This is a genomic window from Achromobacter sp. ES-001 (assembly GCF_019448355.1).
Classification (GTDB): domain Bacteria; phylum Pseudomonadota; class Gammaproteobacteria; order Burkholderiales; family Burkholderiaceae_B; genus Achromobacter; species Achromobacter spanius_B.
In genome coordinates this window covers 5621551-5637527 of sequence record NZ_CP079940.1, presented here as the reverse complement: position 1 = coordinate 5637527, position 15977 = coordinate 5621551, and the positions used below count along the sequence as shown (strand labels likewise).

Genomic DNA, 15977 nt, shown 5'->3' with positions numbered 1-15977 from the left:
GCGTCAGACTCCAGAACGGTTGTGCGGCGCGGGTTCCACCCCCGCCAGCGTGGACGCGGCGGACAGCGGGCGTGACGGCTGGCGCGCTTCGCCCGGGCCACCCGACAGCGGCGCGTGGCCGGGCGCGGGGCTGGGGCCCATGCGAATCAGGCGCAGCATGTACGACACGCCCGCGCCGAACACCAGCAGGTAGACCGCCACGAACAAGGCCAGTGTCAACGTCAGTTCGCCAACGCCATGCGGCGTGGCCGCCTCGGCCGTACGCATCACGCCGTAGACGATCCAGGGTTGACGGCCGATCTCGGTGACGTACCAGCCGGCCAGCATGGCGACAATGCCGGACGGCCCCATCCACAGCGCAAAGCGTTGCAGCGCGCGCGACTCGTACAGCCGCCCGCGCCAGCGCGTCCACAGCGCCCAGCCGGCCAGCAGAATCATCAGCATGCCCAGCCCGGCCATGATGCGAAACGACCAGAACACCACGGTGGCATTGGGGCGGTCTTCGGGCGGATAGGACTTCAGCCCCGGGAACTGGCCGTCCCAGCTATGCGTCAGGATCAGGCTGCCCAAGCGCGGCACGTTCAGCGCAAAGCGCGTTTCTTCGCGCGCCATGTCGGGAATGCCGAACAGCGTCAGCGGCACGCCCGCGCCCGGTTCGTTGTCCCAATGGCCTTCAATGGCGGCGATCTTCGCGGGTTGGTGCTTCAGGGTATTGAGGCCATGAAAGTCGCCCACCACCGCTTGCAGCGGCGCCACCAGCAGCAGCATGCCCATGGCCATGGCGAACATCTTCTTCACGGCGGGGCTGCGGTCGCCGCGCAGCAAGTGCCACGCGCCGGACGCGCCCACCATCAACGCGGTGGCCAGGAAGGCGGCGATGCCCATGTGCGCCAGGCGATACGGAAACGAGGGGTTGAAGATCACGGCCAGCCAGTCGGTGGGCACGACGCGCCCGTCCAGGATCTCGTAGCCGGCCGGCGTCTGCATCCAGCTGTTTGACGCCAGGATCCACGTGGCCGACACCAGCGTGCCCAGCGCCACCATGATGGTCGAGAAAAAGTGCAGGCCCGGGCCGACGCGCGTCCAGCCGAACAGCATTACGCCCAGGAAGCCGGCTTCCAGGAAAAAGGCGGTCAGCACTTCGTACGCCAGCAGCGGCCCCGTCACGCTGCCTGCGAAGTCCGAGAAAAAACTCCAGTTGGTGCCGAACTGGTACGCCATCACCAGGCCGGACACCACGCCCATGCCGAAGTTGACGGCAAAGATCTTGGTCCAGAAGTGATACAGGTCGCGATAGACGGTTTTGCCCGTGCGCAGCCAGAAGCCTTCCAGCACCGCCAGGTAGCTGGCCAGGCCGATCGTGATGGCGGGAAAAACGATGTGAAATGAAATGGTGAACCCAAACTGTATTCGGGCAAGCAATAGCGCGTCGCCATGCATAGCGGTCTTCCTGATAAACGGGTGTCCTACCTGTCGAACGGTAGATCCGCAGCGCGATGCAGTACAGATTCAGAAATGGAATAAAAAAGCGGATCAGTTTGGGCGGACGGACGCGTAAAGCCAGGCGGGATGCCGGGTCTGGCGCTGTACCCGGATCAGGCCCGCGTCATGATGGTGTCCCTGAAAAACGGCGCAGACACTCGCCATGCCCTGCGTGGACGGCGGCGGTTCCCGATCCCGGTTCGTTCGGCTACGATGGGAGCCCGCCGTTGGATCCACTTTCATCGACGTTTGCCGCAGGCCGCCGTCCTTCGCCCCATAGATACCCGAGAGTCATGAGCATCACCAAAACGAAGGGCACGTCCAGTAAAGCCCAGGCCTTGCCGCACCGCATCCGCGACCAGTTGCGCTATGAGATCCTGACGGGCGCCTTGCCCGCGGGCACGCCGCTAAAGCAGGACGCCCTGGCCACGCGCTTTCAGGCCAGCCGCATTCCGGTGCGCGAAGCGTTGCGCCAGCTGGAAACCGAAGGGCTGGTGGCGTATCACCTGAACCGGGGCGCGGTCGTCATCCGCATGGACGTGGACCAGATCTGTGAGCTGCTGGACATCCGCATCGCGCTGGAAGGCTACGCGGTGCGCGCGGCCGTGCCCAACATGGCGCGGGCTGACCTGGACACCTTGGAAGCCATCCTGAAGGCCTACGACGAGGCCGATTCGGTGTCGGAGTGGGCCGAGCTGAACCGCCGTTTTCACCTGGCGCTTTGCGCGCCGGCAAACAACACGCGGCTGCGCCGGCTGATCGAGGAATACGGCCTGAACACGGACCGCTACACGCACGAGATGATGTCGCAGGCGACCGGCAAGGAAGGGCCGCAGGCGGATCACTACCGCATCCTGGAAGCCTGTCGTGCGCAGGACGGCGCGTTGGCCGCGCGCCTGGTGGAAGCGCACATCATCGAAACCAAGAAAAACCTGGTCGCCATGCACCGCATGCGCGAAGACGGCTGAGCGTTCCTACGCCGCGCGGCCGCCCAGGTACAGTTCGCGCACCTTTGCGTCGTTCATCAACGCCTCGGCCTGCCCGGTGATGGCCACCGTGCCCATCGATAGCACGTACGCGCGGTCGGAAATGCGCAGCGCTTCCATGGCGTTTTGCTCCACCATCAGTATCGTCACGCCTTCCTTGGCGCGGATGCGCTGGATGGCTTCGAACACTTCGCCCAGCGTCTTGGGTGACAGCCCTGCCGATGGCTCGTCCAGCAGCAACAGGCCCGGCGAAGGCATTAGCGCGCGCGCCAGCGCCAGGATTTGCCGTTCGCCGCCGGATAACGACGCGGCGGGCGCATCTAGCTTGCGTTGCAGCACGGGGTAGTGTTCGCACAAGGTGCGCACGCGCGCCAGGCACTGCGCCTTGTCCAGCGCATTGCCGCCCACCAGCAGGTTTTCGCGCACCGACAACGCCGTGAACACGTTCTCGGTTTGCGGTACGAAGCCCAGGCCGTGACGCAGGATTTTCTCGTGCACGGGAAAGCGCGAGATGTCTTTGCCTTTCAGCACGACCTGGCCTTCGCGCGGCTTGAGGTAGCCGGCGATGGTTTTCAGCAAGGTCGATTTGCCGCAACCGTTGGGTCCCAGCAGCGTCACGATTTCAGATTGGCCTGCATGCAGCGACAAGCCGCGCAGAATGTCCACGTCGCGGGTGTAGCCAGCAACAACGTTTTGCACGTCGATCATTTTTTCGCTCATCAAGCAGCTCCCATGCGCAGTACCGGCGTGGCCGTGGTGCCGCCAGCGGGCTTGGCCGCCGCGCCGCCCAGATACGCCTGCAACACCCGTTCATTGGACGCCAGTTCATCCGGCCGGCAATCGGCCACGATGTGGCCACGGTCCAGCACGATGCAGCGATGGCAGACTTCGCGGATGAAATGCATGTCGTGCTCGACAATCACAATCGTCATACCTCCATCATTCAGGCGCTGCAACGCACGGACAATGTCGCTGCGCAGGTTTGGGTGCACGCCGGCCGTGGGCTCGTCCAGCATCAGCATGCGCGGCTGGGCCATCAGCGCGCAGACGATGCCCAGCAATTTCTTTTGCCCGCCCGAGATCGCCGCCGCCGACAAATCGCGCACCGGCGTCAGCAGCAATTGGTCCATCAACGCGCCGGCACGCGCCCGTGCGCGTGTCTCGGCCAGCCCCGCCGCGCGCGAGCCGAACAGGTTTTCCCACACGCCGTGATGCTCGGTCGACGCCGCCATGGCGACCTCGGCCACGGACATCTTGCGTGGCATCGACGGCAGCTGGAAGGTGCGGGCGATGCCGGCCTGCACAATGCGGTGCGCGTTCAAGGAGTCGATGCGCCGGCCTTCGAACCGCACGGTGCCGGCGTCGATGGATTCAAAGCCGGTGATGGTGTTCAGCAAGGTGCTTTTGCCCGATCCGTTCGGGCCGAGCAGGCCGACGATTTCGCCTGGTCGGATCGAAAAGCCGACCTTCTCCAGCACGCGATTGCCGCCAAACGCCTTGGCCACCGAATCGACTTGCAATGCATAAGGGGTGGTCATGGCATCTTCCTCATCTTTTCCGGCAGCAGCCCTTCGCTGCGCCACAACAGGCATCCCAACAAAATGAAGCCGATCAAGCCCAACCGCAGCGCGCCGGCCACGTCGGAGCCGAAGCCGAACGCGTCCTTGGCGAAGGGCACCAGCGTGTAGGCGGTCTGCACCAGCACCACGCCCAGCAGTACGCCCGATACGTTGCCGATGCCGCCGATCATCAGCATGGTCCACAACAGGAATGTCTCGGAGGCAAGCAGATAATCGGGGCCGACAAAGCTCATGTAGTGCGCGTACAGCGAGCCCGCCAGCGCGGTCACTGCCGCGCCGGCCATTACCGCCCGCGATTTCAGCCGCATCAGGTCATAGCCCATGCAGGCCGCCAGCTTGGGTTCTTCGCGCATCACGCGCAGCGCGCGCCCGAAGCGGCTGTAGGCCAGACGGCGCAACAGCACGGCGGCGGCGGCCGTCAACACCAGCACCAGGCCCAGGAATGCCAGCGCGCCGCTCTTGCCGTCCAGGCCGCCGAACAACGCGGGGATGCCGCTGATGCCTTGCGCGCCATTGGTCAGCCACAGTTCGTTGGTGGCGACGGTGCGGATGATCTCGGCGATGGCCAGGGTGGCTATGCCCCAATAATCGGCGGCCAGTTGCTTGCCCAAGCGTGCAACGCACCAGCCCAGCGCCATGGCCACCGCAACGCCGGCAGCGGCGCCCAGGCCCGGGTGCCAGCCGATATGCACGGCGATGCCGGTGCCGTATGCGCCGATGCCCGCGAACGCGATGTGGCCAAAATTCAGCAAGCCCGCCAAGCCGGCTTGCAGGTTCAGGCCCAGCGCCATCAAGGCAAAGATCGCGCCGAAGGTCAGCGATGAAATCAGGAAATCAAACACGGCGCACCTCGCGATCGAACAGGCCGTAGGGCTTGAACAGCAGCGCCAGCAACAGGATCAGGAACGATGCCGCGCTGATGTACGCCACCGGCAGGAAGGCCACCGGCTTGTTGTAGAGCCAGCCGAAGTTCAGGTTAGTCACCAGCGTTTCGGTGAAGGCGATCAGGAATGCGCCAGCGACCGCGCCCAGTGGGTTGCCCAGGCCGCCCAGGATGGCGGCGGCGAACACCGGCAACAACAGATCCGAGCCCAGGTTGATGTGCGCGCCCGTGGACAGGGCCAGCAGCCCGCCACCCAGACCTGCCAGCGCGCCGCTGGCGAACGCCACCTGGCAGGTAATGCGCGAGGCGTTCAACCCGCTGGCGTCGGCCAGGGCCGGGTTGCAGGACAGCGCGCGCATGGCGCGACCCGTGCGCGTAGTGAAAAGCAGCAGCGCAAAGGCCGCAAGCAGTACCGCCGTGGTGGATACGGCGGCAATCTGCATGACGGTGACGCTGGCGTCACCCAGGCGTATTGGCGTGGCCAGCGGCAGCTTGAACATCAGCGGGAACGAACCCGCGACGCCCTGGCAAAAAGCGATCAGCAACATGGACAGCGCCAGCGAACCGATCATGGTGATGGCCGGACCCGCGCGCAGCAACCGACGAAACACCAGCAGGTGAAACACCAGCGCCAGCGCCCCGGTCAGCAGGCTTGCGGCCAGTAGCGCCAGGGGCAGGGGCAGGCCGAGCACGCTGCACGCATAGGTCGCGTACGCGCCCAGCATGGCGTATTGCACGTGCGCGATGTTTGGAAATTTGACCAGCCCATACACCATGCTCAGGCCCAGCGCGATCAGCGCCAGGTCCGAGCAGCGTAGCAGCGTGTCGACGAGAATCTGGATCATCTTGTTGACTCGTAAGACAGCAAAAAAGAAAACGCCTGAAGACAAGGCCGGGGCTGCGTGGCAGCCGCCGGCCCGGGCCCATCAACGTGCGACGATCTTGCCTTGGTCGGATTTGAGCTTGGCGTAGGGCGGGTCCACGCGCTGGCGGTCGCTGTCGAACTTGATGAAGCCGGTGACGCCTTCATAGCCCTTCTGGCCCAGTTGGGTCAGGGCGGCCTGCACGTCGGCGGGGGCGGTGGACTTGGCCAGGTTCATGGCGGCGGCCGTCAACAGCACCGCGTCATAGGCGTAGCCGGTGTAGGACGTCTTGAAGCCGTCCTTGTAGCGGGCCTTGAAGGCTTCGGCGTATTCGCGGCCCTTGGGGCCCAGCACCGATCCCACTTCCATGCCGATCTGGCCTTGCGCGATGTCGGCCGGCGTGTCGCTCAGGCACATGCTCAGCAAGATGCCGTACCACGGCGTCTTGCGCAGGCCCAGTTCAAAGGCCTCGCGGTTGATCACGGCCGATTCCTGGCCGTAGGCGGTGTAGATGTAGGCGTCCGGGTTGCTGCGCGACATCTGCTGCAATTCGCGGCGGTAGGTGGACTGGCCGGCGGTGTACAGCACTTCGGTCACGATCTTGCCGCCCAGCTTTTCAAACTCTTCCTTGTAGCCGTGCGCCACGCCTTGGCCGTAGGCGTTGTTGGGCGCAATGATGGCCACGTTGCGGTAGCCCTGATCCCAGGTGTCCTTGGCGGAAAAGCGGTTGCCCTTGTCTTCCAGGCCGATCAGGTTGAACGACGTGGCGCCCAGGTCGCGGATCTTGACGCTGGTGCTGGCGATGTTGATGTGCGTCACGCCTTCCTTGACCAGGTACTGGCCCAGCGGAATGGAAATGCCCGACGAGTATTCGCCGATGACGACCGGCACCTTGTCGACGCTGACCAGCTTGCGCGCGGCATTCAACGCAGTGGTGGGGTTGCCGCCCGAATCCTCGACCACCACGGCAAATTTCTTGCCCATCACGCCGCCGTCGGCATTGACCTTTTCCACGGCCAGGTCCACGGCGCGGCGCACGTCCTCGCCCACAGTGGCGTTGGCGCCGGTCAACGACAGCACGGCGCCCATCTTTACGGTTTCCTGTGCGTGGGCGCCGGCGCCGGCCAGCGACAACATCAGGCAGGTGGCGCCCAGCAACGGGCGGACGAACAATTGCATGGTGGTTTCCCCTCGAAGCGTGCCGGGTTCGCGTCTGATGCGCGAAGGGGCCGGCGGTGTGTGGTGGCCCTGGGCATTACCCAAGGCGCGAAACGAGGGCAGATGTGGATACCAAAAGTGAAAATTGCATCCAATCGTGCTCAAGTGGATGCAAATATACGAGGCGGCTCGCGTCTCAACAATATGGGGTTAACCCGTTACCTGATGTTTCAAACACCGTTTTATCCAACGGGTTGCACCGCGTGTCGATATGCCGCAACGCATCGCGCCCGCCGACGGAGCCGTCGGCGGGCGCGATGTTGTTGCGTGAGAAACGAGGGCCGGCCGGTCAGCGTGGCCGCGTTACGGTCAGGACTTCAGTACTACGGTCAGTACTTCAGCACATATGCTGGCCGCCGTTGATGGCGACGTTGGCCCCGGTCATGAATCCTGCGTGCGGGCCGCACAGAAACGCCACCAGCGCCGCCACTTCCTCGGGTTGGCCCAAGCGGCCGACCGGGATCTGCGGCAGGATCTTTTCCTTCAGCACATCTTCGGGCACCGCCTGCACCATGCGCGTGTCCAGGTAGCCGGGCGATACGGTGTTGACGGTGACGCCCTTGCCGGCCAGCTCCAGCGCCAGCGCCTTGGTGAAGCCGTGGATGCCCGCCTTGGACGCCGCGTAGTTCGTCTGGCCAAACGCGCCCTTGCTGCCGTTGACGGACGAAATGTTCACGATGCGGCCCCATCCGCGGTCCGCCATGCCGCCACATAGCGGCTGGGTCATGTGGAACATGGAATCCAGGTTGCTGTGCATGACCTCGTTCCAAAATTCCAGGCTCATTTTTCGCAAGCGCGCATCGCGCGTGATGCCGGCGTTGTTGACCAGGATGTCGATAATGCGCCCGTCGTGGTCCAGCCGGCGCATCAGCGTCTGGCATGACGCGTAGTCGCCCACGTCCACGGAGTACAGCGCGAAGCGGCGTCCGCGCGAGGCTTCTTCTTCGGCCCAGGCGTGCGCGGCGCCTTCGTTCGAGTGGTAGGTGGCGATGACGTCGTGGCCGGCATCGTGCAGCGCCAGCGCGATGGCGCGGCCCAGGCCGCCCGAGCCACCCGTCACCAGCGCGGTGCGTTTATCCGTCATGGCGATCTCCGGGCTGGTTGGCATCGCGCATGGCGGCGCACGCGGCGGCCATCTGGTCCGACATCGCCGTCCAGATCTGTGTCATGGGGAAGGGCGCGGGCGTGATGCCGCCGCCGGTGGCCAGCTTGAACCAGCCGCTCATGGCTTCGCCCAGCCCGGCCGTCAGCGCGGCCTGCTCTTGCAGCGCGGCGTGGGTAATGGCCTGGCTGGCTTCCAGTTGCGCCTGCCATTGCTTGCGCGTCATCTCGCCCAGCGTGGGTGCAATGGATTGCCAGTCGCCGGTGTGTTGCAGCGGGCTTAGCGTGGACAGCGTGTTGTTTGTGTGTTGGTCGGCCAGCCGGCGGCCCAGTTCCATCCAGCGCTGCTGGCTTTCCTGGGCAAGTTGGGTCAGTCGTTGGTAATAGGCGGCGTTGGCGCCGGCAATTCCCTGGGGCATGGAGGCAGTAGGTTTCTTCATCATCCGTCCTTGTCGTAGTGGTAAGGGGCAACGAATCAGTCCTGGAAGCCGTCTGGGTCAGGGCGGCTGCGCCTAGCGCACGGCGTGGGTCAACAATAGCCCAGCGTCCCCCCGCAATGCCAGCCCGTGCGCGCCGCGCTTTTGTGCCTGCAAAGTAACTTGACGTTACCTCGGCCATGGTGTGTCATGCGTCGAAGCGGCACTTGGGCTGCACGGACTATTCAGCGAGGCAGTTGTGGCCACATCGGGAATAACGGTTCGCGTGCCGTCCTGGCGGTACCTGCCGGTGGCGCTGGCGTTGGTGCTACCCGCGCTGCTGTGCCTGGCGGGGACCTGGATCCACGCCAAAAAGCAGCAAAGGACCGAAGCCGAAGCCGCCGCGCAGATCGTGCGCGTGCAAATCGAGAACATGCTTGCGCAGGCTTGGCCGGTGCTGGATCAGGTGGCCGAGCTGACGCCGCAGCCCTGTGCCCAGGTGCTGCCGCAGCTGCGTCGCTGGGGCACGCTCAACCCGTATTTCCGCGCCTTGGTGCTGGCCAACGATCGCCACATTTATTGTTCTTCGATCGTCGGCGAAGTGGATTCCGAATTGGGCGATTTCCGCAAATGGCCCATCGGCGGCACGCCCGACCGCTGGCTGTTTTCAGTGGCGGGCACGCCGCTGGCGCCGGACCGCCCGGCAATTCTGCTGGGCAAGCCGGGCGCCCCGGGCTTTAGCGGCGCCGTCGCGCTGGACGGCCGCTACGTGCTGGACCTGCTGAACGCCGTGGGCACGTTGGGCGACTATCGCATTGAACTGATCGTGGGCAAGGGCGCGCCCATACACAGCGATTCCTGGAGCGACGACGACGCCGGCATCCAGCCCGTGTACGACGAAATCACGCGCAACAACGGGCGGGTCGCGTTGGCGATCAACGTGAGGGCGCCCACGGCAAGCATGATGCACGCCTGGAAGCAGCTGTTGCTGAGCTACCTGCCCGCCACCTTATTGATTGGCGCGGGCCTGGCGTTTGCGGCGTATCGCCTGCAACTGAACCGCCTGTCATTCAAAGAGCAGTTGCGCCGCGCCATGCTGGCCAATGAATTCCAGGTGCATTACCAACCGGTGTATGGACAGCTGACCGGGCAGTGCGAAGGCGTGGAAGCGCTGATGCGATGGAACCGGCCCGGCGTGGGGTTCGTGCGGCCGGACATCTTCATTGCGGCCGCCGAAGCCGAGGGCATGATCATTGCCTTGACCCAGCACCTGCTGCGGCTGATCGAACGCGATTTGCAAACGTGGCGCACGCCGCCCGACTTTCACATCGGCGTGAACATCGCACCCGAGCATCTGTCCAGCAACCTGCTGGTGCCCGACATGCAGGCGTTTCTGGCCAACGTGGCCGCGCGACGGCCGCTGCTGGTGCTGGAAATTACCGAGCGCAGCCTGATCCAGGACAGCGGCCAGGCGCGCCGCAACATCGAGGCGTTGCGGGCGGCGGGCGTGCGTGTGGCGATCGACGATTTCGGCACGGGGCATTGTTCGCTGTCGTACCTGCAGAAGTTTCCGGTGGACTACCTGAAGATCGACAAGGGCTTTGTGCAGTCCATTTTGCCGACCGGTGAAGAGGCGCCGGTGCTGGACGTGATCATCACGTTGTCGCACCGGCTGAATCTGGCGGTGGTGGCCGAGGGCGTTGAAACGCAGGTTCAGTTTGACTACCTGACGGCGCGCGGCGTGGCGTTCATCCAGGGCTATTTGTTTGCGCGGCCGATGCCGTCGGCCGAATTCATCCCCTGGTACGCAAAGCACTCGCCGCCAGGCGCGGTGCCGCCATCGTCGGGTGGCGCGACGACGGGCGCGCTGGCGCAAGCTACACCGCCGGGCGCGACAGCGGCGTAGCGATCAGGACGCTTTGGCCTGCGGTTCGGCCTTGGCGAAGAACAAGTCGGTGATGGCCTGGCCGTCCATCGGTTCGCCGTTGATGGCACGCGCCAGCAACTCGGCGCCCAGCAGTTGCACCGAGAACACCAGGTCCGGATGCACGCGCCGGATCTTTTCCAGATGCTTGCTGGTGTTGACCAGCGCCACCGTCTTGGCGCCGCCCTGCGCCGTGGCCTCTTTGGCGGCCAGCACGATGAATGCGTTTTCGGCGTCGTCGTCGCGAAGCGCCAGCACATAGCGCGCACGCGTCACGCCGGCGTTGTGCAACACGTCTACGCTGGACGGGTCGCCTTCGATCAAATCGGTGGCGGCGGGGTATTCATGCGGCATGCCGGGCGGCACGATTACCGTGACCTCGTCGCCGCGCCGGCGCAATCCGGCGTAGACGCTAAGCGCCAGCGGCGTCGCGCCCGCGATGATGATGTGGTTTTTTCTCATGGCGGTTGAAAACTTGCCTTTGACCAGCCGTTTCAAGTTGCCGCCGATCACCGGGCCGGCGATGGCGCTGATGGACGTGGCGAACACGGTAATGCCCAGGATGATAATCGACGCGGTAAAGAGCCTGGCGGTGGTGCTGTGCGGCGTGATGTCGCCATAGCCCACGGTCGACATCGACACGATGGAAAAGTAGAACGCGGTGCCCGCGTCCTTGACCGGCGGGTTGAATTCTTCGCCCAGGTAGAGGGTGCCGAAGACGGCGTAGATCAACAGGGACATCACGCTGACCAGCGCGAACAGCGAACCCGCCGTCACGCTTGCGCGGTCAAAGCGGCGCCAATACACCACCAGCGCAATCACCAGCACCATCGTGTAGATGCCCAGCCCCGCGCGGCCGCTGTCGCCAAGAATCGCGAAGGTGCCGATGCCGATCAGCAGCACCAGCGAGAACGCCCAGGCGATGCGCGCCTTCAAGATCAGGCCGATGGCAATCACCTGTAGCCCCACACCGAGCACCAGGCGCGGGATTTCCAACAGGCCCACCACGCGCATCACTTCATGCCAATTGTCCAGCGCCAGCCAGAACGAATATTCGCGCGCGCGCACTTCGCGCAGCACGGGGTGCATGAATGCGTAGCCGTCCAGCGCAACCAGGATGGCCAGGCACCAGTTGGGGGGAAACACCGCCAGCACTTTCTTGTGCAGGCGCATCAGCGACACAGAGGTTAGCGGCATTGGACCTGTCCTTTAGTCCGCATTTTAGGACGATGACTCAAAGGGCTCTGCTATATCAAATAGGTATAGAAGGCTATCAACAAAGAATTACTGGATTCGGGTGCCAAGTCATAAACTTCGTTCATCACGCGGCTATCCAAGTGGAAAACCGCTGATACGGGTGGAAGTCAGCCAGTAGTCGGGGCCGGCCAGCACCCAGGCGTTGATCACGTTGCAGCTTGTGCGCGGACTAGAGACCGCGCAGAAGTTCACGGTCGGACCGTGCGTGAGCAGTATGAGGCACGAATGTTGGAATCGCGTGATCCAGGTAGAAGGCATCAGTGCCGGCTGATGACTCCGGGTTCACGTGTTGTTTTAGCGCGGCGTCTTACCTCTCGGGGGCAGCGCCGCGTTTTTTTCGCCCGTTCGATCTGAACGCGCCATGGGCTTTGCGCCCAGATCAGTTTGCCGCGCCGGCGTCTTCGGTTTCGCGGCCCCATTCTTCCAGCCCGTCCTGCCGGCTGTCCTCCCCTGAAGCTCGATAGTCCGGGTCCAGCGCGATATCCGCCGCGAACATATAGCCCCAGCCGTGCACAGCCCGGATCGGCAATGTCATCTGGTTGGCGGTGGCCTTGCGCCGCAAGCGGCTGATCATGACGTCGACGAAGCGCCGGCGCGTGATGCCGCTGTCTGCATCGTCGGCCCCGTCGGCGTAGAACGCGTCACGGCTGATCTTGCGATCGGGCGCCGTCACCAGCCGCGACAGAAAATCGCGTTCGCCAGTGGTCAGCCCCAGTGTGCGGCCGGCGGGGCTGATCAGTGTCCACCCCTTGTTGGCCAGGCGCCAGGTTTCCTGCGCCGGTTCTTCGGCGTGCGTGTCCGCCGCGGCTTCCATGCCGTCAAGCCCCACCGCTCGGCGCACCAGCGCCTGCAATGCCGCGGCCAATTCCAGCCCCGTCACATCCGGAGGCAGGCAGGCGTCCGCACCGCACAGCAGCGTGCGGATCCGGCTTTCGGCGTCGGCAAAGGCGGCGATGGCGACAATGCCCAGGCCCCGATCGACCGCGCGCAAGCGTACGGCGGCGTTGTGGATATCGGAAAGCGGCGCGTCCAGCACGACCAGCGGACTGGGGCGGCGGGAATAGCGGTCGTAGACGTCGATCAGGTCATGGCAACGGCGTACGCAGAAACCCAGATGAGACAAGGCATCCACAAGCCTGGCGTGCTTGGCATCGTCATTGCCAAGGAAAATGACATCCAGCGTGTTATTCATTGATGCTTCCAATGAGCCGGCGCGGCACGGAGCGTCGCGCCATGACGAGACCGTCTGGCGGTGTTTTTTTGAATGTGGGCACGGGCTTCGGCCGGCTTCCTGTCCGATGCTGGCCACCAGCGGCGAGGACTATGCCGCCTTGAAGTCACGCCCGTGTTTCATTTAAACACGGGCGTGTTTTTTTGTGAAGATACGTTTCTGTAGTTTCTGATGGTAACCGTGGCGTCACGGAACAGTAAGGGAAAGCACCGCGCCGCCTCGGGCTTTGCGCCCCTGCCTCAGCGGATTATTAAGTATTACCGATACATTATTTTCTATTTTGCATACGGAATTGCTCATAAACTCGTGCGGCTTTAACGTCGGGCTTGCGGGTTGTACCCCGGTGCGACTACCCTTTCCGCGCACGCTGGATTATTGCGGTAAGTGGCTGGCCGGCTTGGGTTTTCGTCGGTGTGACCCGCTCGATAAAGCCGTGCCGGCGCGGCTCATGCGACACGCAAGCACGCGAATATTGCGATTTACGGATTAACCCTGAAATTGGGGCGCAATCCGTTTATTTGGCGCCAGTGTTGAGATGTTTTAATCAAATAAATAATTTCATATTAATGTCTCAGGTTGATCGATTGGACACGTTTAGCCATCGTCTGCGCAACGCAAGAATGCTTCAGGGATGGACTCAAAAGGACTTGGCGGTCGCAAGCAACCTGTCGCAAAGCGCTATCGGCAACTACGAAAGCGGGCAGCGCCAGCAGCCCTCCAGCGATGCGCTTATCAAATTGACCCGCGCCCTGCGGGTCAGCCCGATGTGGCTCAGTACCGGAGAAGGGCCGATGCTTAGCTCCGGCTATGCCGAGCCGACCGTGGCCAGCACCAATCCCGGCGACCTGCCGGCCCCACCGGCGTGGCCGTTCGAATCGGTGTCCTACGCCACCTATTCACGCTTGAGCTCGCAGGAAAAGCGGCAGATCGAACTCGTGCTTGCCGCCTACATCAAGGCACGCGGCGAATAGGCCCCATGGGTTGAGCCGGGCTGGGCGGCACCGCGCTTTGCGGGCGGCGATGCGGGTCCGGCGCGGGCATGAATTCGCCCGGCTGCGGCTTGCGGCGCAGGCGGCTGCGCAAGCGTTCCACGGGGTCCGCCACCAAGCCGTTCAATAGCGCCGAAAACCCGATGCAACCCGCGATCACCAATGCCGCGAACAACATGGGCTGGTGCATTTCAACGTCGTTGAGCAACCAGCTGAAGAACAGGATCACCAGCGAATGACAGATATAGATCGGGTAGCTGAGTTCTCCGATGGCCTTGTCCAGGCGGTGGCGCGACTGGAACAGAAAAGCCAGCGGCAACAGCGCGGCAAACAGCAGCACCGCCAACCCATCACGCACCGTCGGATTGATGCCGATGGAAAAGTGCAGCAGCGTGTAGATGAACAGCGCCACGGTGCCCGCTTCAGGCAGCCGGTGAAACCGGCGCGTCCAGGCCTTGAAGCGCGGCAGCAGTACCTGGTGCGATAGCGAACCGATCAGGAACAACGCCAGTTCGGTGGGAAAGAACCGATAGGTCCAGGGATCCGTCACGCCGACGCCGGTCACGATCAAGACGCCGCGCAGCGCCAACGATGCGGCCAGCAGGGCCAACAATCTGCGCGGCGATCCCAGAACAAAAGGCGCGACCAGGTAGAAGCTCATTTCGACACCGAGCGTCCAGGCCTGCGGCACCAGCAATCCCTGGTAGAGCGGCACTTCGCTATTGGCGAAGCTGCCCGTGAACGCCAGCGCCGAATGTTCAATGCCGAAGAACATCAACCAGTCCTGTCCGAAGATGAACAGGTTGGACAGCACCAGGAAAAGATCGGCCGAGAAGGGCAGGGCTGCATAGAAGCGGAAGAACGCGCCGCCGCTTAAAACATGCGCCAGCAGGGTCAGGCCCGCCACCGTCAGATAGATGGGGAACAGGCGCAGGAAACGATTGGCGTAGAACTTGCCCGTGGCGCCCTGGTAGTTGTCCGTGGCGGTCAGCACATATGAAATCAGAAAGCCCGAAATCACATAAAACAGTTGCACCGCCAGCCGCCCGCCGACAAGGTGATCGGCGTAGCCGCCGCCCAGGTGGTCCAGCACCACTGATAGCGCCAGTAGAGTTCTCAAGAAGCCCATCGCCGTGTCTCCCGGTAATCTTTTTATGGCCGGCCAGAAGCGGCCGACGCATGCGTCGTTCGTTACGTTGCGATCGGCTTGTTTGCCCTGTGCTGCCAGGGTGGCCAGATGCGTGGTCTGGAATGATTCTGCGCGTCGGACACAGGCGCCGCCATGCGGCATTCGATGCAGCACCCTGCATCTTCGGCGTGATGGAATCGGGCCATCGTGCTGCTTTTGGATACGGCTGTAGGGTTTAGAGAGCAGGACGTTACAGGCCTGTGCCGGTTACAGTCGGGGCTATGAAACCTTTAGGAGACCTATTCATGTCTACCCCTCTGTCTTCGCGTTGCCGGCTGCTGTGCCTGAGCCTGCTGACCCTGGCATTGGCGGGTTGCGCGGGGTCCACCGGAGGCGCGCGCCCGCAAGGCGCCGCCGCGGCCAATGCCGCCACCAGTGCAGATTCCCTGGCCCAGACAAGTTGGGAACTGGTGCGCTGGACCCAGACGGGCGGCGCCCAGCGCGACATCCCCCACGGTGATAATGGCGAGCCCGTGCAGCTGACCTTTCTGGCGCAAGGCAAGCAGTACCGCGTCAACGGTTTTTCCGGCTGCAACCGCTATATGGGGTCGTACAAGCTGCAAAGCGGCAAGTTGTTTATCGACGCCCCGGCCACCACTCGCATGGCTTGCGTGCCGCCCGAACGCGCCAAGCTTGAAGCCGACTTCCTGCGCGGCCTGACCGCCATCGACACCTTCACGTTGGACAGCGGTGGCGCGCCCCGGCACCTGACGTTCAACTTGCGCGGCGGCGACGTGCTGGAATTTGAACGCCGTCAGGACCCGCCCACGCCGTAAGCCCTTGGCAGCGCGATAATGTCGCCTTTCCGCGCCCGGCATCGCGCCGTGGCGCGGTCCGACTTGCTGACGTGCTGACGTG

The 15977-nt window shown here is 63.7% G+C and carries 15 protein-coding genes; 4 read left to right on the top strand and 11 right to left on the bottom strand.

All coding sequences use genetic code 11. From position 1 onward, the window contains the following. Positions 1-3: 3 nt before the first annotated feature. Positions 4-1440, bottom strand: coding sequence for a cytochrome ubiquinol oxidase subunit I (locus KYT87_RS25545; RefSeq protein WP_219991152.1), 1437 nt, complete (start codon positions 1438-1440; stop codon positions 4-6). A gap of 335 nt (positions 1441-1775) precedes the next feature. Here KYT87_RS25545 and KYT87_RS25540 point away from each other — a divergent pair, with 335 nt between their 5' ends. Beyond that, complete coding sequence (locus tag KYT87_RS25540) at positions 1776-2450, top strand: GntR family transcriptional regulator (protein ID WP_046805123.1); 675 nt, start codon at positions 1776-1778, stop codon at positions 2448-2450. A 6-nt stretch (positions 2451-2456) separates the two neighbouring features. Here the strand turns inward: KYT87_RS25540 and KYT87_RS25535 are convergent, their stop codons facing one another. From KYT87_RS25535 to KYT87_RS25505, 7 genes are all read right to left on the bottom strand, one after another. Then, complete coding sequence (locus KYT87_RS25535) at positions 2457-3176, bottom strand: ABC transporter ATP-binding protein (protein WP_120157631.1); 720 nt, start codon at positions 3174-3176, stop codon at positions 2457-2459. A gap of 11 nt (positions 3177-3187) precedes the next feature. Beyond that, complete coding sequence (locus tag KYT87_RS25530) at positions 3188-4006, bottom strand: ABC transporter ATP-binding protein (protein ID WP_219991151.1); 819 nt, start codon at positions 4004-4006, stop codon at positions 3188-3190. After that, positions 4003-4890 (bottom strand): branched-chain amino acid ABC transporter permease, encoded by an 888-nt coding sequence (locus tag KYT87_RS25525; protein ID WP_046805121.1) that lies wholly within the window; start codon positions 4888-4890, stop codon positions 4003-4005. Before KYT87_RS25525 ends, KYT87_RS25530 begins: the two co-directional genes overlap by 4 nt. Beyond that, positions 4883-5776, bottom strand: a complete 894-nt coding sequence (locus KYT87_RS25520) for a branched-chain amino acid ABC transporter permease (protein WP_046805120.1) — start codon at positions 5774-5776, stop codon at positions 4883-4885. The genes KYT87_RS25525 and KYT87_RS25520 overlap by 8 nt, the downstream gene beginning before the upstream one ends. An 81-nt stretch (positions 5777-5857) precedes the next feature. After that, positions 5858-6973, bottom strand: a complete 1116-nt coding sequence (locus KYT87_RS25515) for an ABC transporter substrate-binding protein (protein WP_046805119.1) — start codon at positions 6971-6973, stop codon at positions 5858-5860. A 376-nt stretch (positions 6974-7349) separates the two neighbouring features. Continuing rightward, positions 7350-8096, bottom strand: a complete 747-nt coding sequence (phbB, locus tag KYT87_RS25510) for an acetoacetyl-CoA reductase (RefSeq protein WP_120157008.1) — start codon at positions 8094-8096, stop codon at positions 7350-7352. Further along, positions 8086-8553: a hypothetical protein gene (locus tag KYT87_RS25505; RefSeq protein WP_370638735.1), complete on the bottom strand. Its 468-nt coding sequence runs from the start codon at positions 8551-8553 to the stop codon at positions 8086-8088. Before KYT87_RS25505 ends, phbB begins: the two co-directional genes overlap by 11 nt. A gap of 262 nt (positions 8554-8815) precedes the next feature. Between KYT87_RS25505 and KYT87_RS25500 the strand changes: the two genes are divergently transcribed. Further along, the gene (locus tag KYT87_RS25500) at positions 8816-10435 is read left to right on the top strand and encodes an EAL domain-containing protein (RefSeq protein WP_370638734.1); all 1620 of its coding nucleotides are present in this window, start codon (positions 8816-8818) and stop codon (positions 10433-10435) included. A gap of 3 nt (positions 10436-10438) precedes the next feature. Here KYT87_RS25500 and kch read toward each other — a convergent pair whose 3' ends face one another. Both kch and KYT87_RS25490 read right to left on the bottom strand, forming a co-directional pair. Next, positions 10439-11650, bottom strand: coding sequence for a voltage-gated potassium channel protein (gene kch / locus KYT87_RS25495; protein ID WP_046805117.1), 1212 nt, complete (start codon positions 11648-11650; stop codon positions 10439-10441). Between the two features lie 439 nt (positions 11651-12089). Then, positions 12090-12902: a winged helix-turn-helix domain-containing protein gene (locus KYT87_RS25490; RefSeq protein ID WP_046805116.1), complete on the bottom strand. Its 813-nt coding sequence runs from the start codon at positions 12900-12902 to the stop codon at positions 12090-12092. A gap of 659 nt (positions 12903-13561) precedes the next feature. On the opposite strand from KYT87_RS25490, the gene KYT87_RS25485 reads away from it, so the two are divergent. Continuing rightward, positions 13562-13912, top strand: coding sequence for a helix-turn-helix domain-containing protein (locus KYT87_RS25485; protein ID WP_255593548.1), 351 nt, complete (start codon positions 13562-13564; stop codon positions 13910-13912). On the opposite strand, the gene KYT87_RS25480 is transcribed toward KYT87_RS25485, so the two are convergent. Continuing rightward, on the bottom strand, positions 13893-15059 hold the full coding sequence (locus tag KYT87_RS25480; protein ID WP_046805115.1) for an acyltransferase: 1167 nt from the start codon (positions 15057-15059) through the stop codon (positions 13893-13895). The two genes, KYT87_RS25485 and KYT87_RS25480, sit on opposite strands and share 20 nt — an antisense overlap. A 305-nt stretch (positions 15060-15364) precedes the next feature. Between KYT87_RS25480 and KYT87_RS25475 the strand changes: the two genes are divergently transcribed. Beyond that, on the top strand, positions 15365-15895 hold the full coding sequence (locus KYT87_RS25475) for an META domain-containing protein (RefSeq protein WP_219991149.1): 531 nt from the start codon (positions 15365-15367) through the stop codon (positions 15893-15895). Positions 15896-15977: the final 82 nt, after the last annotated feature.

What these genes read in the sequence shown, in the direction of transcription:
- KYT87_RS25545 (WP_219991152.1), bottom strand. Translation starts at nt 1,440, where the DNA reads ATGCATGGCGACGCGCTATTGCTTGCCCGAATACAGTTTGGGTTCACC.
- KYT87_RS25540 (WP_046805123.1), top strand. Translation starts at nt 1,776, where the DNA reads ATGAGCATCACCAAAACGAAGGGCACGTCCAGTAAAGCCCAGGCCTTG.
- KYT87_RS25535 (WP_120157631.1), bottom strand. Translation starts at nt 3,176, where the DNA reads ATGATCGACGTGCAAAACGTTGTTGCTGGCTACACCCGCGACGTGGAC.
- KYT87_RS25530 (WP_219991151.1), bottom strand. Translation starts at nt 4,006, where the DNA reads ATGACCACCCCTTATGCATTGCAAGTCGATTCGGTGGCCAAGGCGTTT.
- KYT87_RS25520 (WP_046805120.1), bottom strand. Translation starts at nt 5,776, where the DNA reads ATGATCCAGATTCTCGTCGACACGCTGCTACGCTGCTCGGACCTGGCG.
- KYT87_RS25515 (WP_046805119.1), bottom strand. Translation starts at nt 6,973, where the DNA reads ATGCAATTGTTCGTCCGCCCGTTGCTGGGCGCCACCTGCCTGATGTTG.
- phbB (WP_120157008.1), bottom strand. Translation starts at nt 8,096, where the DNA reads ATGACGGATAAACGCACCGCGCTGGTGACGGGTGGCTCGGGCGGCCTG.
- KYT87_RS25505 (WP_370638735.1), bottom strand. Translation starts at nt 8,553, where the DNA reads ATGAAGAAACCTACTGCCTCCATGCCCCAGGGAATTGCCGGCGCCAAC.
- kch (WP_046805117.1), bottom strand. Translation starts at nt 11,650, where the DNA reads ATGCCGCTAACCTCTGTGTCGCTGATGCGCCTGCACAAGAAAGTGCTG.
- KYT87_RS25490 (WP_046805116.1), bottom strand. Translation starts at nt 12,902, where the DNA reads ATGAATAACACGCTGGATGTCATTTTCCTTGGCAATGACGATGCCAAG.
- KYT87_RS25485 (WP_255593548.1), top strand. Translation starts at nt 13,562, where the DNA reads ATGCTTCAGGGATGGACTCAAAAGGACTTGGCGGTCGCAAGCAACCTG.
- KYT87_RS25480 (WP_046805115.1), bottom strand. Translation starts at nt 15,059, where the DNA reads ATGGGCTTCTTGAGAACTCTACTGGCGCTATCAGTGGTGCTGGACCAC.
- KYT87_RS25475 (WP_219991149.1), top strand. Translation starts at nt 15,365, where the DNA reads ATGTCTACCCCTCTGTCTTCGCGTTGCCGGCTGCTGTGCCTGAGCCTG.